The following is a 20,088-nucleotide window of genomic DNA, read 5'->3' on the forward strand; positions in this document are numbered from 1 at the left end:
GCTCCCCCGCGGTCGCTCAGCGACGCGTGAGCACGAGGTCGTCGCGGTGCACGACCTCCCGGTCGTGGCCGTCGCCGAAGATGCGTCGCAGCTCCTCGGAGCTGCGCCCCAGCCGCTCGGGCAGCTCGTCGGAGGAGTACGCAACGAGACCGCGCGCCACCACCACGCCGTCCGGGCCGACCAGCTCCACCGGGTCACCGGCCTCGAACGTGCCCTCGACGCCGGTGACGCCGGCGGCGAGCAGCGACTTCTTGCCGTGCGTGATCGCCCGCACCGCGCCGGCGTCGAGCGCGACCCGGCCGCGGGTGTCGGCGGCGTGCGCCAGCCACAGCCGACGCGTCGTCGCCCGCCGGGCGGCCGGCGCGAACCACGTACCGACGTCCTCCCCCGCCAGCGCCGCGCCCAGCGTGTCGGCCCGCGTGAGCACGACCGGCACCCCGGCACCCGACGCGACCGTCGCGGCCGCCACCTTGGTGAGCATGCCGCCGGTGCCGACGTGGCTGCCGCTCGCGGTCACCTCGAGCCCGGCCAGCTCGTCCGGGTGCTCGACGACGGCGATCCGCCGCGACCCCGGCCGGTTCGGCGGCGCGGTGTACAGCGAGTCGACGTCGGTGAGCAGCACCAGCGCGTCGGCGTGCACCAGGTGGCTGACCAGCGCCGCCAGCCGGTCGTTGTCACCGAACCGGATCTCCTGCGTCGCTACCGCGTCGTTCTCGTTGACGACCGGCACGACGCCGAGCTCCAGCAGCCGGGTCAGCGACCGCTGCGCGTTGCGGTAGTGGCCGCGCCGGATCACGTCCTCGACCGTGAGCAGCACCTGCCCGACCCGGAGGCCGTGCGCGGCGAAGGCGCGCGTGTAGTGCGCGACCAGCAGCCCCTGGCCGACGCTGGCCGCGGCCTGCTGGGTCGCCAGGTCCCGCGGCCGGCGCGGCAGCCCGAGCACCGGCAGCGCCGCGGCGATCGCACCCGAGGAGACCAGCACGACCTCGCCGCCGGCCGCACGCCGCTGGGCGAGCGTGTTGACGAGCGCGGTCAGCCGCGCGACGTCGAGGTGCCCCTCGGCGTCGGTCAGCGAGGACGAGCCGATCTTCACGACGACGCGCCGCGCGAGCGCCGTGTCGGCGAGAGCGGCGCGGTCGAGCACGCGCGCGGCGGTGGCCTGGCTCATCGGAGCGCCTACTCCTCCTCGGTACCGCGCTCGGTCCACAGCTCGGCACGTGCCGCGGCCTTCGCGTCCATCCGGTCGTGGAACTGCTCGCGCTTCTCGGCGCGCGTGGGCCGGTGCCGGTCCTCCAGCCGCAGGTCGCTGCCGCGCGACCCCAGCAGCTCGGGCCCGGTCATCATCGTGGGCTCCCAGTCGAAGACGACGCCGTTGGGCCCGTCACCGATGACCACCTCGTCGCCCGCGACCGCCCCGGCCTGCAGCAGGGCGTCCTCGACGCCGAGCGCCGCCAGCCGGTCGGCCAGGTAGCCGACCGCCTCGTCGTTGGCGAAGTCGGTCTGCTTGACCCACCGCTCGGGCTTGTCGCCCGTGACGAGGTAGTAGACGTGGTCGGTCTCGCGCCGCGTCACCGCGAACTCGCGTCCGGACCGCTTGCGGTCGACGGCGCGGGGCCGCAGCACCGGCGCGGCCGGCTCGGGCGCGGGCGTCGCGGCACGTGCCTGCCGCACGAGGTCCGCGAGCGCGAACGTGAGCGGGCGCAGGCCCTCGTGGGACGCCGTCGACACCTCGAAGACGCGCAGCCCGCGCGCCTCGATGTCGGGCCGCACCAGCTCGGCGAGCTCGCGCGCCTCCGGCACGTCGATCTTGTTGAGCACGACGAGCCGGGGCCGCTCGGCGAGCGGCACCTGGCCGCCGACGATGCCGAGGTCGGCGGAGTACGCGCGCAGCTCGGCCTCGATGACGTCGAGGTCCGACAGCGGGTCGCGACCGGGCTCCAGGGTGGCGCAGTCGAGCACGTGCACCAGCACCGCGCAGCGCTCGATGTGACGCAGGAACTCCAGACCGAGTCCCTTGCCCTCGCTCGCGCCGGGGATGAGGCCGGGCACGTCGGCGACCGTGAACCGCTCGTCGCCCGCCTGCACCACGCCCAGGTTGGGCACCAGCGTCGTGAACGGGTAGTCGGCGATCTTCGGGCGTGCGGCCGAGAGCGCCGCGACGAGCGAGGACTTGCCGGCCGAGGGGAACCCGATCAGCGCGACGTCGGCGATCGTCTTGAGCTCGAGGACGACGTCGGCCTCCTCGCCCTCCTCGCCCAGCAGCGCGAAGCCAGGTGCCTTCCGCTTCGGGGAGGCCAGTGCCGCGTTGCCGAGGCCGCCGTGCCCGCCGCGCGCGACGACGAACCGGGTGCCTGCGCCCACGAGGTCGGCGATCACCTCGCCGTCGCGCGTCTTGACGACGGTGCCGTCCGGCACGCCGACGACGAGGTCCTCGCCGTTCTTGCCGGCGCGCATGTCGCCCGCGCCGGGGCCGCCGTTGGCGGCGCGGCGGTGCGGTGCGTAGGAGATGTCGAGCAGGGTCGTGACGCCGGGCTCCACCTGCAGCACGACGTCGCCGCCGTTGCCGCCGTTGGCGCCGTCGGGGCCGCCCAGGGGCTTGAACTTCTCGCGCCGGACGGAGGCGCACCCGTGCCCGCCGTCACCGCCGCGCGCGTGCAGCACCACGCGGTCGACGAACGTGGTCATGGTGGTCCCTTTCCCGGCGCGACGGCCCGGACAGCACGAAGGGCGGAACGGCCCTTGCCGCCCCGCCCTCGCGCAGTGTGTGTCTCTGTGGTCCCGGGCTCAGACGGTCTGGAGCTCGGCCGGGACGATGTCGACGACCTTGCGGCCGCGACGCGTCGCGAACTGGACCGAGCCGGCCGCGAGCGCGAACAGGGTGTCGTCGCCGCCGCGGCCCACGTTCTCACCGGGGTGGAAGTGCGTGCCGCGCTGACGGACGAGGATCTCGCCGGCCTTGACGACCTGGCCGCCGAAGCGCTTGACGCCGAGGCGCTGCGCGCGAGAGTCGCGGCCGTTGCGGGAGGAGCTGGCGCCCTTCTTGTGTGCCATGTCTGGTGTCCTTCAGGCTCGGGAGGTCGGTGCTACTTGATGCCGGTGATCTTCACGCGCGTCAGGTCCTGACGGTGGCCCTGGCGCTTGCGGTAACCGGTCTTGTTCTTGAACTTGAGGATGGTGATCTTCGGACCGCGCTCCTCGCGCACGATCTCGGCCGTCACCTTGACCTTCGCGAGGTCGGACGCGGCAGAGGTCACCTTGTCGCCGTCGACGAGCAGGACCGGGGTCAGCTCGATCTCGGCACCGGCGTCACCGGCCACCCGGTCCATGACGACGATGTCGCCGACGGACACCTTCTCCTGCCGGCCGCCGGCCTTGACGATCGCGTACACCACGGTTCAGCTCATCTCTCGCATCGGACGTTTACCTGCGTGCGTCAGCCGCGCGCACCCGGATCGACCCGTACGGGTCGTGCGGGTGGCCCAGCCCGGGAACCCGGGCAGTCGTGCGGGCATGGCGCAGCGCACCGAGGAACTACTGTACGCGAGTCCACGGCACCCCGGCAAACCCGGACGCCCCCCGCGCGGCGAGGCGTCCGTCACGTCCCGGCCGGCCCCGGCGCGGCGTCGGCCTCCTGCATGCGACCGCGGTCGCGCGGCATCAGCGCCACGAACGTCAGCAGCAGCAGCGCGGCGATGGTCCCGCCCCAGAACACCTGCTGCAGCGCGGGCGCGAGCAACCAACCCGGCAGCCGCTCCAGGTCATCGGCTCCCCCGACCGCGGTGTTCACCACGGCGCCGTAGACCGCGACCCCGAACGCGCTGCCCACCGAACGGGCGAACATGTTCGCGCCCGTGACGACCCCGCGCGTCGAGAAGTCGGCGGACGCCTGCGCCGCGATGAGCGTCGGCGTCGCGACCAGCCCCATGCCCAGGCCGATCACGAAGCACGCCGCCGCGACCGCGACGACCGACGAGCCGCGCGCCGCGACGTCGAGCAGGCCCGTGCCGACCAGCGCGACCGAGGCGCCGATCAGCCCGGTGGTGCGGAACCCGACCCGCAGGTACACCTTGCCCGCCTGCGACGCCGAGATCGGCCAGCCGAGGGTGAGCGCGGCGAGCGCGAACCCGGCGACCAGCGGATCGGCGCCGAGCACGGTCTGGGCGAAGATCGGCACGTACGCGGTCAGGCCGATGAGCAGCGCGCCGATGACGAGGCTCGCACCGTTGGTGGTCGTGAGCAGGCGGGCACGGAACAGCCAGCCGGGCAGCACCGGGTCGGCGACGCGACGCTGCTGCGCGGCGAACCCGACGAGCGCCACGAGGCCGCCGACCACGAGCGCGACGCTCGGCACCGACACCCACGCCCAGCTGACGCCGCCCTCGAGCAGCCACAGGATCAGCGCGGCGCTGCCGAGCGTCAGCAGCCCGGCGCCGACGACGTCGATGCGGCGCGAGGTGCGCTCGTGGCTCTCGTGGAACCGTCGCAGCAGCACGAGCGCGACGAGACCGAGCGGCAGGTTGACCCAGAAGATCCAGCGCCAGTCGAGGAAGGTCGTGAAGACCCCGCCCAGCGTCGGCCCGACGACCGAGGAGATCGCCCACACGCTCGCCATGTAGCCCTGCACCTTGGCGCGCTCGACGACGGTGTAGACGTCGCCGATGATCGTCTGCGACATCGGCATCACCGCACCGGCGCCGAGGCCCTGCACCGCACGGGCCGCGATGAGGAGCAGCATCGAGGGCGCGAGAGCGCACAGCACCGAGCCGACGAGGAACGCCACCACCCCGGCGACCATGACGGGCTTGCGCCCGACGACGTCGGCGAGCTTGCCGTAGATCGGCACCGTGGCCGCCTGCGCCAGCAGGTACACGCTGAACAGCCACGGCGCCTGCGTGAAGCCACCGAGGTCGTTGACGATCGCGGGCACCGCGGTCGCGAGGATGGTCGCGTCGATCGCGACCAGACCGGTCGAGAGCATGGTCGCCAGCAGCACCGGGCCGCGCTCGGAGCGCAGCCCGACGCCCGCCGTTCGTGTCGTCACCACAAGCACCCCCAACCACGGGCACCGCCGCTGTCGTCCCGACCGATCGATCTTCTCGCATCGTGGACCCGGCGGCGGGCGGCGGCGGTCACGTAGCCTGCGCACGTGCCTGCCGACTCCCCCACCGTCCTCGCCACCTCCGGCGGCTACCGCCGCGGCGACCGCACCCCGCTCGCGTTCGACGCGCTGGTGCGCCACGCGCTCGACCTGTCCGGCGCGACCGGCCGGCCGCGGCTGGCCTACCTCGGCACCGCCCACGGCGACCAGACGCACCGGCTCGCGCTGGTGCAGGAGGCCGCCCGCGAGACCGGCGTCGACCTCGTGCCCGTCACGCTGTTCACGATGCCCAACCACGCCGACCCGGCGGCGGCGCTGCTCTCGGTCGACGCCGTGTGGGTCGACGGCGGCTCGGTCGCCAACCTGCTCGCGCTGTGGCGGCTGCACGGCCTCGACGACGCGCTGCGGGAGGCCTGGCAGGCGGGCGTGGTGCTCGCAGGCGTGAGCGCGGGCTCGATCTGCTGGTTCACCGGCGGCACCACCGACTCCTTCGGGCCCGAGCTGCGCCCGGTGACGAACGGTCTCGGCCTGCTCCCCTACGCCAACGGCGTGCACTACGACACCGAGGAGCGCCGCCGTCCGCTCGTGCACCGGCTCGTCGGCGAGGGCGTGCTCGGCGAGACCCACTGCACCGACGACGGCGTGGGTCTCGTGTACTCCGGCACCACCCTCGTCGAGGCGGTCACCGAGCGCGACGGCCCGGCCGCCGCGTACCGGGTCGTGCGCGAGGGCGGCGAGGGCGGCACCGTGATCGAGGAGCGCATCGAGCCGCGCCGGCTGCCCTGAGGCCGCCGCCGGCGGCCGCTCGTGCCGGCGGTGACGGTGGTGAGGACTGCCCGCCCCGGCGGCCCGGGCTCGCGCACGCGTGCCACTAGCCTGGGCGGCGACATGCCACGACCTCCCGCGCTGCCCGCCGCGACCCCGCGCACGACGACCCAGCTGCTGCTCGCACGTGGTGGCGACCCCTTCGAGCACACCCGCGCGATCGTGGGCTCGGCGCGGCAGTCGGTCGCCGAGCTGCTGTCGTTCCTGCCCGAGGACCAGAAGGTGCTGCGGCGGCGGTTCGAGGACGTCGAGCGGCTGCTCAGCGGGGCCGAGCCGTCGATCCCGGCGAGCATGGCCGCCTCCGGGCCGGCTGCGACGGCGGCCGGTGCGCTGGCCTCGCTCGGCTGGGGCGAGCCGGTGGTCGTCTCCGGTGCCCCCGTCGGGCGGCAGCCGGTGGACCCCGACCCGGCGGCCGAGCCGGTGTACGGCTTCCACGAGGCGCTCGACGGCGCCCGCCGGTACCTCAAGGAGTCCTGCGACCAGCTCCGGATGGGCTCGCAGACCTGGGGGGCGCAGCGTGTCGTCCAGGCCGGCGCCGTCGCGCACGCCGCGGCCGCGATCGACCACCTCGCGAGCGTGTTCACGGCGGCCATGTGGGACTTCGAGCGGCCGGCCATGCCGAGCCTGCCCGCCACGTCGGGCCGCATCGAGCTGCGGGCGTCCCCCCGCGCGATCCCGATGACGAGGTGGGCGCGCTACGCGCGGGCGATGTTCCTCACCGACCGCGTCGAGCTGACGACGGCGTCGGGACGCCGCGTCATCGGTGCCGACGAGCCGATCGCCTACCTGCTGCACGTGGTGCCGCCGTCGCCGACGAGCGTCGTCGTGCCGTACGACCCCGCCGAGCCCTACGCGCCGGTCCCGCTGTACGACGAGCTCGGCGTCGTGCACCTGTGCACCGCGGACGGCCGCAGCATGGGAGCCATCGCCGTCGCCGACTGGCTGGCGCAGCCCGAGCTCACGGTCGCGCAGGGGGCCGTCGTGCAGCCGGCCGAGCGGCTGCGCGCCTACGACCGGCTCGTGTGGGCGCTCGAGGCGTCGGGCATCGCGGCGGGCGCCGCGACCCTGCGGGTCCCGATCCGACGCGGCGTGCAGCACCCGCCGCACGTCGACCCCGGCGTGCTCACCGGCACCGCCGGCGCGGCCGTCCCGGCGGGCACCGTGCCCGCCGCGCTGCCGGCGCCGCTCGCCGCCGACGTGATCCGGCCCGCACCGCACGTCGTGCCGTACGAGGGCTGGGCCGCCCACCCGGCCCGCGCGCTGCTGCGGCGGCAGCGCCGCCACCGTGCGCGGCAGATCGACCTGGGCCCGTCGACGAAGGTCACCGAGCCGCTCCGTGCCCTCTACCCGACCGCGCTCTGGGCCGGGTCGCTGTTCACGGCGTTCCTGCTGGAGGGGCAGTGGTGGGTGCGGCTGCTGGTGCTGCTCGCGTTCGTGACCGTGCTCGAGCCGTGGGTGACGTGGGTGGCGCGCTGGCTGGGCGACCGCGACATGCGGCGCATGACCGCCGTCTACCGCCCGGGGGCGTCGGAGCGCACCGACCGCGCCTTCCAGATGCACGCCCGCCTCATGTACGACGGCGCCAACATCGGCGTCCGGACCGGCACCCGTCACGAGGCCTGGCTCGCCGCCTCCAGCGACGGCGACCTCGGCGTCGTCGGCATGCGTCGACTGGTGCACGAGGACCGCGCGTGGGGCATCGCGCTCGTCGACCGGCTCGGCCGGTGGCGGCTGGTGCTGCCCGCCGACACGTGGGCGCCGCGCGGCGACCTCACCGGGCTCGCCGGCTTCGCCGGCGCGGCCGGGCTCGAGCTCGGCGACGAGCAGGCGGCACCGCCGGTCGTGTCCGACGACCTCATGATCGAGGGCTCGCCGAGCACCCGGGTCCGCTCGCGCGGGCCGCTCACGCGCGGCATGGTCATCGCCGGCATCCACGCGCTCGCGGCGTTCGTGATCACGCTGCCGGGCTCGACGACCGCCTCGATCTACACGCTGTCGATCGCGGGCATCTGCTTCGTGCCCGTGCTGCTGCGGTGGCTGTGGACCACCTGGTACGCCGGCAGGTCCGTGACCCGCGCGAGCTAGCACGACCCGCGCCGGCGGTCGCCCGCCGGCGCGACGGCGTCAGCCGGTCGTGGCCTCCTCGGCCGGCTCCAGCGGGATCTCCGCCGTCACCGGGCTGGTGGCCTCCTCGGGCGTCACCGCCGTCTCCGGCGTCACCGCCGTCTCCGGCGTCTCCGCCGTCTCGCTGCTCGCGGCCTCCGCCTGCTCGGGCGCCTCGTCCGACGTCGCAGCTGCCTCGGTCCGTGCAGCGCCGTCGGCGTCCGGCTCGGCCGCTGCCGGCTGCGCGGTCTCACCGGCGTCGGTCGCGGGCTCACCGCGGCGCTCCTCGTCGAGGTGCGTCTCCTCGTGGGCGTGCGCCGCCGCCGCGGCGATCGCCGCGAGCGTCGCACGCACCTGGGCGCGCTGCACCGGGTCCTCGACGGACTCGACCACCGGCACCTGCGGCTGGCTGCCACCACCGCCGCCGCCGCGGCGACGCCCGCGACCGCCACGACCCGACCGGGGCGTGTCGTCGCTGCTCTCCGCCGGGGTGCTGCCGTTCTCGACCGGGTGGTCGTGCAGCACGTAGCCGCGGCCGTGGCAGTGCTCGCAGGTGGTGCTGAACGCCTCGACCAGGCCCTGGCCGACGCGCTTGCGGGTCATCTGCACCAGGCCCAGCGAGGTCACCTCGGCCACCTGGTGGCGGGTGCGGTCGCGGCCGAGGCACTCGACGAGCCGGCGCAGCACCAGGTCCCGGTTGGACTCGAGCACCATGTCGATGAAGTCGATGACGATGATGCCGCCGATGTCGCGCAGCCGCAGCTGGCGCACGATCTCCTCGGCCGCCTCGAGGTTGTTCCGGGTGACCGTCTCCTCGAGCGTGCCACCGGTCCCGGTGAACTTGCCGGTGTTGACGTCGATGACGGTCATCGCCTCGGTGCGGTCGATGACCAGCGAGCCGCCCGAGGGCAGCCACACCTTGCGGTCGAGCCCCTTGGCGAGCTGCTCGTCGATGCGGTGCGCGCTGAACACGTCCTCGGCGGCCGTCCAGTGGTGCAGCCGGTCGGCCAGGTCCGGCGCGACCGAGGAGACGTACGACGAGATCGTCTTCCACGCCTCGTCGCCCTGCACGGTCAGCGACCGGAAGTCCTCGTTGAACACGTCGCGCACGACCCGGGTCGCGAGCTCCGGCTCACCCTTGAGGAGCACCGGTGCCGTCGTCGAGGACTTGCCGACCTTCTTCTGGATGTCGTCCCAGGTCTTGGTCAGCCGCTCGACGTCGCGGCGCAGCTCCTCCTCCGATGCGCCCTCGGCGGCCGTGCGGACGATGACGCCCTGACCGTCGGGGACGATCTCCTTGAGGAGCTTCTTGAGCCGGTTGCGCTCGGTGTCGGGGAGCTTGCGCGAGATGCCGGTCATCGCGCCCGAGGGCACGAGCACGAGGTAGCGGCCCGCGAGCGTGATCTGGGAGGTGAGCCGGGCGCCCTTGTGGCCGATCGGGTCCTTGGTGACCTGCACCATGACCGAGTCGCCCGCGGACAGCGCCTGCTCGATGCGTCGCGGCTGGCCCTCCAGGCCCGCCGCGTCCCAGTTGACCTCGCCTGCGTACAGGACCGCGTTGCGGCCGCGGCCGAGGTCGACGAAGGCCGCCTCCATCGACGGCAGCACGTTCTGGACCCGGCCCAGGTAGACGTTGCCCACCATCGAGGTCTGGGTCTTGCGGGCCACGTAGTGCTCGACGAGGACGTCGTCCTCGAGCACCGCGATCTGGGTGCGGCCGTCGCGCTCGCGCACGACCATCGCGCGGTCGACCGACTCGCGGCGGGCCAGGAACTCGGCCTCGGTGATGATCGCGCGGCGGCGGTTGGCGTCGCGGCCCTCGCGACGGCGCTGACGCTTGGCCTCCAGCCGGGTCGACCCCTTGAGCGCGGTCACCTCGTCGCGGGAGCCGCGGCCGGAGTCCTCCGAGCGCGAGCGCGACCGGCGGCGGCGCCGGCGTCGCGACCCGCCGCCCTCGGCGGACTGGTCGCCGTCGTTGTCGCTCGAGGACTCCTCGGTGCCCTCGGCCCCATCGGCACCGTCGGCGGCGTCGTCGCCGTTCTCGGCGTCGGACGAGCCGTCGGAGTCGTCGTTGTCGTCGCTGTCGTCGTTGCCGTTCTCGGCGTCGTCCTCGCGGTTGGCCTTGGCACGACGGCGGCCACGGCCGCCCCGGCGGCGCCGACGACGTGGGGCGCTCTCGCGGTCCTCCGCGCCCTCGCCACCCTCGCCGTCGTCGTTGTCGGTGCTCTCGCCGTCCGCGGTGGCGTCGGCGGTGTCGGATGCGTCCGACGCGTCGGAGGCGCCGGCGTCGGAGGTGCCGGTGTCGTCACTCGCGTCCTGCTGCTTCTTCCGGCGAGACCGGGACCGCGGCGCCTGGGCGGGTGCCTCCTGCGCCTGCTCCGGCGCGACGGGGTCCTGGCCGTCCTCGTTGCCCGTGCCGTCCCCGGCCTCGTCGGGCTCCGGCGGGCCCGCGGGCGCCGACGCCCGGCGCCGCGACCGGCGCGGCGTCAGGTCCGGCGGCTGGAACAGCAGCGCGGTCGCGGGCAGCCGCAACGACTCGCCGTCGTCGTCCTGCACGTCGCTGTCGGACTGGTCGCCGTCCTGCTCGTCGCTGTCGGACGGCGCGTCCTCGGCCTCGGCCCGCTCCTCGGTCTCGGCCTGCTCCTCGGTCTCGGCCTGCTCCTCGGTCTCGGCCTGCTCCTCGGTCTCGGCCTGCTCCTCGGGCTCGTCCTGCTCCTCGGGCTCGTCCTCGACGACGCCGGCGGACGCGGCAGCGGCCTCGGCCTGCTCGTCGGCGGGCTGCGCCTCGTCGGAGGGCGTGCCGTCCGTCTCGGGCTGCGGGTCGCGCAGACCCAGCTCGGCGAGGACGTCGAGCGTGGGCCGCTCCTCGGGGGTCATCGCGGGCCGGGTCGCACGGCGCGAGCGCCGAGCCCTCCCACCGCTCCCCTGTCGCTCGGCCGGTCGATCGTCTCTCGTGGCGTCGTCGCTCTGCTCGTCCTGGGTGCCGTCGTAGCTGTCCACGTAGCTCCGCCGAGGGTGCCGCGCCGTACCACCGGGGCCTCTCGGGTTCTCTCGTCGGCCCGCGTCGCGGGTCGGGGATGTCTGGAAGTCTTCGTGTGCCGATTCCCTCGCGAGTGTGTCGCGTCGAGGATCCGCCGCCGTCACCACGTGCCATGTGGGCACGTGCACAGGTGCGGCCCGGGGCTCAGCGCCTTGCCTGGGATGGCGGCGCAGCGGCCCGCGAACCTCATCGACCGTGCTGGTTCCAACGGGTCGGACGACGGGTACGGAACTCGCCGACCAACCGCGTTCAGTATGTCACAAGCCGGTCTCGGGAGCCGGTCAGGACACCCGGGACCTGGGCCCAAGGTCCCGGGTCTCGCCGTCGCGCCGTCCCTAGCCTGACCGGGACGGAGGGAGCCTGGGTATGGATGCGGTCGACGCTGCTCGGTGGCAGTTCGCCATCGTCACGGTGTACCACTTCATCTTCGTGCCGCTGACGATCGGCCTGTCGCCGCTCGTGGCGATCATGCAGACGGCGTGGCTCGTCACGGGCAAGGACCACTGGCTGCGGCTGACGAAGTTCTTCGGCAAGCTGCTGCTGGTCAACTTCGCGATCGGCGTCGCGACCGGCATCGTGCAGGAGTTCCAGTTCGGGATGAACTGGAGCGAGTACTCGCGGTTCGTCGGCGACATCTTCGGCGCGCCGCTCGCGATCGAGGGGCTCGCGGCGTTCTTCGTCGAGTCGACCTTCCTCGGGCTGTGGATCTTCGGCTGGGACCGGCTGCCGCGGCTGCTGCACCTCGCCTCGATCTGGCTCGTCGCGCTCGCGACGAACCTGTCGGCGTTCTTCATCCTGGCCGCCAACTCCTGGATGCAGCACCCGGTCGGGGCGATCTACAACCCCGAGACCGGGCGCGCCGAGCTCGACGACTTCGGCGCCGTCCTCCTCAACAACACCCTGTGGGCCGCCTACACGCACACGATCGCGACGGCGCTGCTCGTGGCTGGCACCTTCGTCACCGGAGTGGCGGGCTGGCTGATGGTGCGCGAGGTCCGCGCCGGGCGGGTCGACCTCGCCCGCGCCGTCTACCGCCCGGCCGCGCTCATCGGGCTCGTCACGATCGTCGCCAGCGGTGCCGGCGTCGCCGTCTCGGGCGACTGGCAGGCCAAGCTGATGTTCGAGCAGCAGCCGATGAAGATGGCCGCCGCGGAAGGCCTGTGCGAGACGCAGACCGGCGCCGGGTTCTCGATCCTCACCGTCGGCGACCTGTCGAACTCGTGCGAGGGCGTCATCCACCTCATCGAGGTGCCCGGGCTCACCAGCTACCTGGCGACCGGCGACTTCGCCGGCGAGGTGCAGGGCGTGCCCGAGCTGCAGGAGTACATGGAGGAGCGCTACGGCGACACCGACGCGGCCGGCGAGCCGGTGAGCTACTCCCCCAACCTGGCGCTCACCTACTGGTCGTTCCGGCTGATGATCGGGTTCGCGATCTTCTCGGCCGCGCTGGCGGTGGCCGCGCTGTACCTGCTGCGCCGGAAGGGGGCGGTGACCGGCAACCGCTGGTTCGCCCGGCTGTGCCTGGTCGCGATCCCGATGCCGTTCGTCGCGGCGTCCTTCGGCTGGATCTTCACCGAGACCGGTCGGCAGCCCTGGGTGGTGGTGCCGAACCCGACCGGTGTCGACATGGTCCGCATGCTCACCAGCGACGGCGTCTCCGGCGTCGTCGGGCTGGGGAAGGTGATCACCTCGCTCGCCGTGTTCACCCTCATCTACGGCGTCCTGGCGGTCGTCTGGGTCAAGCTCATGAGCCGCTACGCGAGCCACGGCGCGGTCGAGGTGGCGCCGCCGCCGGACCCCGAGGACGCCGACAGCGACCGCCCCCTGTCCTTCGCCTACTGAGCCCGCCTGGAGACGCGCTGATGGAACCCCACACCCTCGCCATCGTCTGGTTCGTGCTCATCGCCGTGCTCTGGGCCGGCTACCTCGTGCTCGAGGGCTTCGACTTCGGCGTCGGGATGCTGCTGCGCCCGCTGTCGCGCGACGACACCGAGCGGCGGCTGGTCATCAACACGATCGGGCCGGTCTGGGACGGCAACGAGGTCTGGCTGCTCGTCGCCGGCGGCGCCACGTTCGCGGCGTTCCCGGAGTGGTACGCGACGATGTTCTCCGGCTTCTACCTGCCGCTGCTGCTCATCCTCGTCGCGCTGATCATCCGGGCGGTCGCCTTCGAGTACCGCGGCAAGATCGACGACGACACGTGGCGCAACCGGTGGGACTGGGCGATCACGTTCGGCTCGTGGTTGCCGGCCGTGCTCTGGGGTGTCGCGTTCGGCAACCTCGTGCGCGGCGTCGAGCTCGACGCCGACCACCAGATGACGTCGGCCTTCGTCGACCTCCTCAACCCCTACGCGCTGCTCGGCGGCGCCACCACCGCGCTGCTGTTCCTCACCCACGGCGCGATCTTCCTGGCGCTCAAGACCGACGGCGAGTTCCGCCACCGTGCGCGTCGCCTCGCCCAGCGGCTCGCCGTCGCGAGCGCAGGGGTCGCGGCGGTGTTCGTGCTCTGGACCCAGCTCGCGCACTCGGGCAAGACCTGGACCTGGGGCGCCGTCGCGCTCGCGGCCGCCGGCGTGGTCGCCGCGCTGCTCGCGATCCGGGCAGGTCGCGAGGGCTGGGCGTTCGCGGCGTCGACGGCGGCGGTGATCGGCGCCGTCGTGCTGATCTTCGGCTCGATGTACCCCGACGTGATGCCGGCGATCAACGACCCGGCGAACTCGCTCACGGTCGCCAACGCGTCCGCGACCCCGAAGACGCTGACGATCATGACCTGGGTCGCGGGCTTCCTCACCCCGCTGGTGCTCGCCTACCAGGGCTGGACCTACTGGGTGTTCCGCAAGCGGCTCACCGCCGACCGGATCCCCGCGCCGGTCGGGCTGCCGCTGCGGGCCGAGGCGGGGCGGCGGTAGCCGGTGGCCAAGCCGCTCGACCCCGCGCTGCTGCGCTCGGTGCGCAGCGCGCGGTCCACCGTGCTTGCGACCGCGGCGCTGGTCGTGGCGCAGACGGCGGCGCTCGTCGTCGCGGCGCTGCTGCTCGCCCGCGCGCTCGGCCGGCTGGTCGAGGGCAGCGCGGCCTGGTCGGAGGTGGCAGGCGAGGCCCTCGGGGTGCTCGTCGCGCTCGCCGTGCGAGCGGCGCTGACGACCGCGACCGAGTGGCGCGCCCACCGCGGCGCCACCCGCGTCGTCGCCGAGATGCGTGACGCGACGCTGCGGCACGTCGCGCGGCTCGGGCCGCGGTGGCTCGAGGCGCACCGCGCCGAGGTCGCCACGCTGGTCACGCGCGGCCTGGACGCGCTCGAGCCCTACCTCGTGCGCTACCTGCCGCAGCTGCTGCAGACCGCGCTGCTGACACCCGCGATCCTCGTCGTCATCGCCACCCAGGACCTGCTGTCCGCCGCCACGCTCGCGATCACGTTGCCCCTGATCCCGGTGTTCATGTGGCTGATCGGGCTGGCGACCGAGCGCACCACCCGGCGCCGACTGGCCGCGCAGCAGCGGCTCGACGCGCGGGTCCTCGACCTCGTCGCCGGGCTGGGGACGCTGCGCGCGCTCGGCCGGGCGCGCGGCACGGTCGCACGCGTGCGCGAGCTCGCCGACGCCGAGCGTCGCGGCACGATGTCGACCCTGCGGGTGGCGTTCCTCTCCGGTGCCGCGCTCGAGCTGCTCGCGACGCTCTCGGTCGCGGTCGTCGCGGTGGGTGTCGGGCTGCGGCTGGTCACCGGCGAGGTCGGTCTGGTCACGGGGCTCGCGGTGCTGGTCCTGGCGCCCGAGGTGCTCGCACCGCTGCGTCACGTCGGCACCCACTTCCACGCCTCCGCCGACGGCGTCGCCGCGGTCGAGCGGTGCCTGGATATCCTTCGCGAGCCGGTGCCGGTCGCCGGCACCGCCGATCTCGGCCCGGTCGAGGAGGTCGAGTGGGACGGTGTCGACGTCCTGCCGCCCGGGCGCACGCTGCCGGCCCCCGCCGGCCTGCACGGCCGGGTGCGCCGCGGCGGCATCACGGTGCTGCGGGGCCCGAGCGGTGCCGGCAAGACCTCCGCGGCGCTGGCGCTGCTCGGCCTGCTGGCCCCGGACGCGGGCGTCGTGCGGCTGCGCGTCGGCGACCGCAGGCTCGACCTGCGCGACGTCGACCTCGCGGCGTGGCACGCCCAGGTCGCCTGGGTGCCGCAGCACCCCGTGCTCGAGCCCGGCACGCTCCGCGAGGTCGCGCTCGCCGGCGTCGACGCCGACGACGAGGCGCTGCGAGGTGCGGCCGAGCGTTCCGGCTTCGCCGAGGTCGTCGCCGCGCTGCCGCTGGGGTGGGACACCCCGGTGGGCGGTCGCGCCCGCGGGCTCTCCGCCGGGCAGCGGCAGCGGCTGGCGACCACCCGCGCACTGCTCTCCCCCGCCCGGTTCCTCGTCCTCGACGAGCCGACGGCGCACCTGGACTCCGCGAGCAGCGCCCAGGTGCTGCGGCTGGTCACCGAGGCGGCCCGGGACGGCGTCGGCGTCCTCGTCCTCACCCACGCACCCGAGCTGGTCGCCGCCGCCGACGAGGTCGTCACGGTCGCCGCCGGGGCCGCCGAGCCGCTCGCCGCGGAGGTGCTCGCATGAGCACACGCGACGCGCTGCTCGCCGACCTGCGGGCGCTGCGGCGGATCTGGCCGCTGCTCGGCGTCTCCCGGCGCCGCCTCGCGGTCGCGGTCGCCTGGGGCACCCTGGCGCTGAGCGCCGCGGTCGGGCTCGCCGCGGTGTCCGCCTGGCTGATCGCCCGCGCGAGCCAGATGCCGCCGGTGCTCGACCTCACGATCGCCGTCGTCGCGGTGCGCGCGCTGGGTATCGGTCGCGGCCTGTTCCGCTACCTCGACCGGCTCGCCTCCCACGACGTCGCGCTCCGTGGCGCCGCCCACCTGCGCGAGCGGCTCTACTCCGCGCTGGCCCACGGTCGCACCGACGCCGTCGCCACGCTGCGGCGCGGCGAGGTGCTCCGCCGGTGGGGCGCCGACGTCGACGACGTCGGCGACCTGGTCGTGCGCGCCGTGGTGCCCGCCCTGGTGGCGCTCGTCGTGTCGCTCGTCGCGGTCGGGATCGTCGGCGCGCTGTCGCCCCTCGCGGGTCTCGTGCTCGCCGCGTGCCTGCTCCTGGCCGGTCTCGGCGCCCCGCTGCTGGCCGCGCGCGCGGTGCGCGCCGCCGAGCTGGACGGCGCCGCCCAGCGCGGGCGGGTCGCCGCCCAGGCGATGACCGTGCTCGACGGCGCAGCCGAGCTGCGGGTGGGCGGCCGCCTCGACCCGCTGCTGGGCGAGCTCGCCGACGCCGAGGACGCACTGCGACGCACGCGCGACCGTGCGGCCCGGCCGGCGGCCCTCGCGCAGGGCGTCACGGCGGCGGCGACCGGCCTGGCCGTCGTCGCGGCGCTCGCGATCGGTGCCGCGCAGCTCGCCGCGGGCTCGCTCGCGCCGGTCGAGCTCGCCGTCGTCGTGCTCACCCCGCTCGCGGCCTTCGAGGGCGTGGGCATGCTCGCGGGTGCCTCGGTGCACGCGGTGCGGGCCGCCGACGCCGCACGACGCCTCACCGACCTGCTCGACCGCGCGCGGCGACCCGCCACCGGCGCCGCGGACCCCGCCGTCGGGGCACCCGCTGTCGTCGCCGCCGGACTGGCGGTCGGCTGGCCCGGCCGCGAGCCGCTGCTGCGAGGCCTCGACCTCACGCTGGCACCCGGCCGGGCCGTCGCGGTCGTCGGCCCCAACGGCTCCGGCAAGACGACGCTGCTGCTCACACTGGCCGGCCTGCTGCCGCCCGCGGCCGGCGAGGTGCGCATCGGCGGCGTGCCGAGCACCGCGCTCGCCGACGGGGCGCCGTCGGTCGTCACGATGACCGCCGAGGACGCCCACGTCTTCGACACGACGATCCTGGAGAACCTGCGGGTCGCCCGTGGCGACGTCACCGAGGACGAGGCCCGCGAGGTGCTCGCCCTCGCCGGGCTCGGGGCGTTCCTCGATCGGCTGCCCGACGGGTTGGACACCGTCGTCGGCGCGGGCGGGGCGTGCATCTCGGGCGGTGAGCGCCGGCGGCTGCTGGTCGCGCGCGCGCTGCTGTCCCCCGCGCCGCTGCTGCTGCTCGACGAGCCCGACGAGCACCTCGACCCCGAGACCGCCGAGCGGCTGCTGCAGGACGTGCTCGCGCTGCGTGAGGCGGGGCGGGGCGTGCTGCTCGTGACGCACCGCGGCGCGGCGTCGCTCGCCGCGGCGGACGACGTCGTCGACCTGGGCGCCGTCGCCGCGGCGCCGGGCGTCGTCCCTATGCTGGAACGGTCGGCGTGACCACGACGGCCGCCGCGGACCCACGGAGCAGCCGATGAGCATCGTCACCCGGTTCACGTCGGCGGGCCGACAGCTGTCGTCGCGCGCCGCGCAGGCGATCCGGTCGCTCGCGGCGCGCATCGACCTGGCCGACACCGCCCGCCCGCTGCGCAACGCCCTCACCCGGGGCGAGTGGCTCGCGGTCGGCCAGGAGGTCACGACCGCGATGCTCGAGGGCGCCGACGTCGAGGACGCGCTCGCGCTCATCGCCTCCCGGCTGTGCGAGGTCGCCGAGGCCGACGCCGCCTGCCTGGTGCTGCAGGGCGTCGGCGACGACTGGGTGATCGAGTTCGCCGACGGCGAGGACGCCGAGGACCTCGTCGGTCTCGTCATGCCCGAGGGCGGTCGCGCGCGTCAGGTGCTCGCCGACCGCGCCGGCATGATCGTGCCCTCGTTCGCGCGGCTCTCCAGCGTCCGGCTGCCGCAGTTCGGCCGCTTCGGGCCCGCGCTGTACGCACCGCTCGTCGCCGACCAGCAGAGCATCGGCGTCATCATCCTGCTGCGCCGACCCGACGCCGCCGAGTTCACGCCCGACGAGCTGAAGATCGCCGAGTCCTTCGCGCGCCAGGCCGCGCTCGCGCTCAAGCTCGCCGAGGCCCGCGACGCCGAGGACCGCGCCGCGCTGCTCGACGAGCGCGCGCGGATCGCGCGCGACCTGCACGACCTGGCGATCCAGCACCTGTTCGCGACCGGTCTCTCGATCGCCCGCGCCCGGGACGCGCTCGAGGGCGAGCCCGCGCAGCTGCTCGACGAGGCGCTCGGCGGGCTCGACGAGGCGGTCGCGCAGATCCGCTCGATCGTGCACGCGCTGCAGCGCGACGCGATCCCGTCGCGTCCGATGGAGCGGCTGGAGCGTGAGATCGCGCTCGCGCGCCACGGCCTCGGCTTCCTGCCCGAGCTCGAGGTGCTGCCCTCGGCGCCCGCGGTCGAGACCTGGGCCGACGGCGCCGACGAGGACCTGGTCGACGACGTCGTCGCGGTCGTGCGGGAGGGGCTGTCGAACGCCTCCCGGCACGCGCGCGCCGACCACGTCACCGTGCGGCTCACGCTGACCGAGGGTGCGTTCACGGTGACGACGTCCGACGACGGCATCGGCATCCCGCCCGACCGCACCCGGTCCTCCGGGCTGCGCAACATCGCCGAGCGCGCCGAGCGGTGGGGCGGCACGCTCGAGATCGACACCGGCTCCTCCGGCACGACCCTGGTGTGGACGGTGCCGGTGTCGCGCGCGGCCTACCGGCTGGCGACCGCGCCGTAGCCGGCACGCCGGCTCACTCGTGCCGGTACCGCGTCAGCAGCAGCGCCTCCGCGAGCGCCATCCGCTCGATCTCGCCCGGGTCCACGCTCTCGTCCGAGGAGTGCATCCGGCTCGCGGGCTCGGAGACGCCGATCATCACGACCGAGGCGTCGGGGTGTGCGGCGGCGATCGCCGCCGTCAGCGGGATCGAGCCGCCCTGCCCGGCGGTCTGCACCGGCGCGCCGAACGCGTCGGCCATCGCCTCGCTGAGCACCTCGAAGCCGCGGGTGTCCTGGCGGGCGGCGAACGGCTGCCCGATCCCCTCGCGCTCGAACGACACCTGCACGCCCCACGGCGCGGCCGCGCGCAGGTGCTCGATCAGCGCCTGCTCCGCGGCGGCGGCGTCGGTGCCCGGCGGCACCCGGAGGCTGACGGTGGCGGCCGCGGTGCCCTGGATCGCCGGCAGCGCACCGACGACCGGTGGTGCGTCGATGCCGATGATCGTGACGGCAGGCCGCGCCCACAGGTGGTCGGCGACCGACCCGGACCCGATGACACGGGCACCCTCGACGATGCCGGCGTCGCGCGCGAGCTGCTCCGCGGGGTAGGGCGCACCGTCCCAGGTGCCGGTCGCGTCCAGACCGTCGATCGTCGTGTTCCCCTCGGCGTCGCGCAGCGACGCGAGCATCGCGACCAGCGCAGCGAGCGCGTCCGGCGTCGGACCCCCGAACGCGCCGGAGTGCCGGTTGCCGTCGAGCGCCGTCACGCGCACGGTCACCTGCACCATGCCGCGCAGCGCGACCGTGAGCGTCGGCACCCCGACGGCCACGTTGCCGACGTCACCGATGACGACGACGTCGGCCGCGACGTCCTCGGGGTGCTGCTCGACGTGGCGCTCCAGCCCGCCGGTCCCCTGCTCCTCCGAGCCCTCCACCACCACGGTGAGCGAGACCGGGTACGGCGGCGCGTCGGCGCCGGCGGTCGCCGCCTGCCGGGCTCGGACCGCGCGCAGCGCGGCGAGGTGCGCGACGATGCTGCCCTTGCAGTCCGCAGCGCCGCGGCCGTACCAGCGGCCGTCGCGCTCGGTCAGCTCGAACGGCGGGGTGGTCCACTCGGACGCGGGCGCGGGCTGCACGTCGTAGTGCGCGTACAGGAGCACCCGCGGCGCTCCCGCGGGCCCGTCGTGGGTCGCGATGACGGCGTCGCTGCCGTCGGGTGTCGTCACCAGCCGCGCGTCGAGGCCCTCGGCGGCGAAGGCGTCGCGCACCCAGCGCGCCGCCAGCCGGCACTGCTCGGGGTCCTCGACCGCCGGGTCGGCCACCGAGCGGTAGCCGACGAGCGTCGCGAGCTCCTCACGGGCCTGCGGCATGAGGCGGGCGACGGCGTCGCGCAGCTCCTGGACGTCGGTGCGGTCCTCGTTCGCGGGCATGGCTGTCCTCTCGAGTCGG

The 20,088-nt window shown here is 74.8% G+C and carries 14 protein-coding genes; 7 read left to right on the top strand and 7 right to left on the bottom strand.

Annotated features, from left to right (window positions below; genetic code table 11):
• Positions 1–16: 16 nt before the first annotated feature.
• The 5 genes from proB to GPA02_RS06710 all read right to left on the bottom strand — a co-directional run bounded on the left by proB (position 17) and on the right by GPA02_RS06710 (position 5,044).
• Positions 17–1,168, bottom strand: a complete 1,152-nt coding sequence (proB, locus tag GPA02_RS06690; RefSeq protein ID WP_156199132.1) for a glutamate 5-kinase — start codon at positions 1,166–1,168, stop codon at positions 17–19.
• 8 nt (positions 1,169–1,176) lie between these two features.
• Complete coding sequence (gene obgE / locus GPA02_RS06695) at positions 1,177–2,685, bottom strand: GTPase ObgE (protein ID WP_156199133.1); 1,509 nt, start codon at positions 2,683–2,685, stop codon at positions 1,177–1,179.
• A 99-nt stretch (positions 2,686–2,784) separates the two neighbouring features.
• Positions 2,785–3,051: a 50S ribosomal protein L27 gene (rpmA, locus tag GPA02_RS06700; RefSeq protein ID WP_156199134.1), complete on the bottom strand. Its 267-nt coding sequence runs from the start codon at positions 3,049–3,051 to the stop codon at positions 2,785–2,787.
• Between the two features lie 32 nt (positions 3,052–3,083).
• On the bottom strand, positions 3,084–3,392 hold the full coding sequence (gene rplU / locus GPA02_RS06705) for a 50S ribosomal protein L21 (protein WP_156199135.1): 309 nt from the start codon (positions 3,390–3,392) through the stop codon (positions 3,084–3,086).
• Positions 3,393–3,595: 203 nt separating this feature from the next.
• Positions 3,596–5,044 (bottom strand): MDR family MFS transporter, encoded by a 1,449-nt coding sequence (locus tag GPA02_RS06710; protein WP_420809354.1) that lies wholly within the window; start codon positions 5,042–5,044, stop codon positions 3,596–3,598.
• Positions 5,045–5,146: 102 nt separating this feature from the next.
• Between GPA02_RS06710 and GPA02_RS06715 the strand changes: the two genes are divergently transcribed.
• A complete protein-coding gene (locus tag GPA02_RS06715) occupies positions 5,147–5,884 on the top strand; it encodes a Type 1 glutamine amidotransferase-like domain-containing protein (protein WP_156199136.1) in 738 nt (245 codons plus the stop codon).
• Positions 5,885–5,986: 102 nt separating this feature from the next.
• Entirely contained in the window at positions 5,987–8,008 is a 2,022-nt protein-coding gene (locus tag GPA02_RS06720; protein WP_156199137.1) for a hypothetical protein, read from the top strand.
• A 39-nt stretch (positions 8,009–8,047) separates the two neighbouring features.
• Here GPA02_RS06720 and GPA02_RS06725 read toward each other — a convergent pair whose 3' ends face one another.
• On the bottom strand, positions 8,048–10,903 hold the full coding sequence (locus tag GPA02_RS06725) for an Rne/Rng family ribonuclease (RefSeq protein ID WP_156199138.1): 2,856 nt from the start codon (positions 10,901–10,903) through the stop codon (positions 8,048–8,050).
• 529 nt (positions 10,904–11,432) lie between these two features.
• Between GPA02_RS06725 and GPA02_RS06730 the strand changes: the two genes are divergently transcribed.
• From GPA02_RS06730 to GPA02_RS06750, 5 genes are read left to right on the top strand one after another with little or no spacing between them, the layout of a single operon-like run.
• The gene (locus GPA02_RS06730) at positions 11,433–12,908 is read left to right on the top strand and encodes a cytochrome ubiquinol oxidase subunit I (protein ID WP_156199139.1); all 1,476 of its coding nucleotides are present in this window, start codon (positions 11,433–11,435) and stop codon (positions 12,906–12,908) included.
• 20 nt (positions 12,909–12,928) lie between these two features.
• Positions 12,929–13,975 carry a cytochrome d ubiquinol oxidase subunit II gene (gene cydB / locus GPA02_RS06735; RefSeq protein WP_156199140.1) on the top strand — a complete coding sequence of 349 codons (1,047 nt, stop codon included), beginning with the start codon at positions 12,929–12,931 and terminating at the stop codon, positions 13,973–13,975.
• 3 nt (positions 13,976–13,978) lie between these two features.
• Positions 13,979–15,658 carry a thiol reductant ABC exporter subunit CydD gene (gene cydD / locus GPA02_RS06740; protein ID WP_156199141.1) on the top strand — a complete coding sequence of 560 codons (1,680 nt, stop codon included), beginning with the start codon at positions 13,979–13,981 and terminating at the stop codon, positions 15,656–15,658.
• Positions 15,655–17,364 carry a thiol reductant ABC exporter subunit CydC gene (gene cydC / locus GPA02_RS06745; RefSeq protein WP_156199142.1) on the top strand — a complete coding sequence of 570 codons (1,710 nt, stop codon included), beginning with the start codon at positions 15,655–15,657 and terminating at the stop codon, positions 17,362–17,364. The genes cydD and cydC overlap by 4 nt, the downstream gene beginning before the upstream one ends.
• A gap of 34 nt (positions 17,365–17,398) precedes the next feature.
• Positions 17,399–18,661, top strand: coding sequence for a GAF domain-containing sensor histidine kinase (locus GPA02_RS06750; RefSeq protein WP_156199143.1), 1,263 nt, complete (start codon positions 17,399–17,401; stop codon positions 18,659–18,661).
• A 13-nt stretch (positions 18,662–18,674) separates the two neighbouring features.
• Here GPA02_RS06750 and GPA02_RS06755 read toward each other — a convergent pair whose 3' ends face one another.
• Positions 18,675–20,069, bottom strand: coding sequence for a M20/M25/M40 family metallo-hydrolase (locus GPA02_RS06755; RefSeq protein WP_156199144.1), 1,395 nt, complete (start codon positions 20,067–20,069; stop codon positions 18,675–18,677).
• Between the last annotated feature and the right edge of the window lie 19 nt (positions 20,070–20,088).

The organism is Actinotalea caeni (assembly GCF_009733795.1).
Taxonomy (GTDB): Bacteria; Actinomycetota; Actinomycetes; order Actinomycetales; family Beutenbergiaceae; genus Pseudactinotalea; species Pseudactinotalea caeni.

Bases quoted from the DNA above. Each gene is read 5' to 3' on its own strand.
- GPA02_RS06755 (WP_156199144.1), bottom strand. From the start codon at position 20,069: ATGCCCGCGAACGAGGACCGCACCGACGTCCAGGAGCTGCGCGACGCC.
- rpmA (WP_156199134.1), bottom strand. From the start codon at position 3,051: ATGGCACACAAGAAGGGCGCCAGCTCCTCCCGCAACGGCCGCGACTCT.
- cydB (WP_156199140.1), top strand. From the start codon at position 12,929: ATGGAACCCCACACCCTCGCCATCGTCTGGTTCGTGCTCATCGCCGTG.
- GPA02_RS06720 (WP_156199137.1), top strand. From the start codon at position 5,987: ATGCCACGACCTCCCGCGCTGCCCGCCGCGACCCCGCGCACGACGACC.
- cydC (WP_156199142.1), top strand. From the start codon at position 15,655: ATGAGCACACGCGACGCGCTGCTCGCCGACCTGCGGGCGCTGCGGCGG.
- proB (WP_156199132.1), bottom strand. From the start codon at position 1,168: ATGAGCCAGGCCACCGCCGCGCGCGTGCTCGACCGCGCCGCTCTCGCC.
- GPA02_RS06725 (WP_156199138.1), bottom strand. From the start codon at position 10,903: ATGACCCCCGAGGAGCGGCCCACGCTCGACGTCCTCGCCGAGCTGGGT.
- obgE (WP_156199133.1), bottom strand. From the start codon at position 2,685: ATGACCACGTTCGTCGACCGCGTGGTGCTGCACGCGCGCGGCGGTGAC.
- GPA02_RS06750 (WP_156199143.1), top strand. From the start codon at position 17,399: ATGAGCATCGTCACCCGGTTCACGTCGGCGGGCCGACAGCTGTCGTCG.
- GPA02_RS06730 (WP_156199139.1), top strand. From the start codon at position 11,433: ATGGATGCGGTCGACGCTGCTCGGTGGCAGTTCGCCATCGTCACGGTG.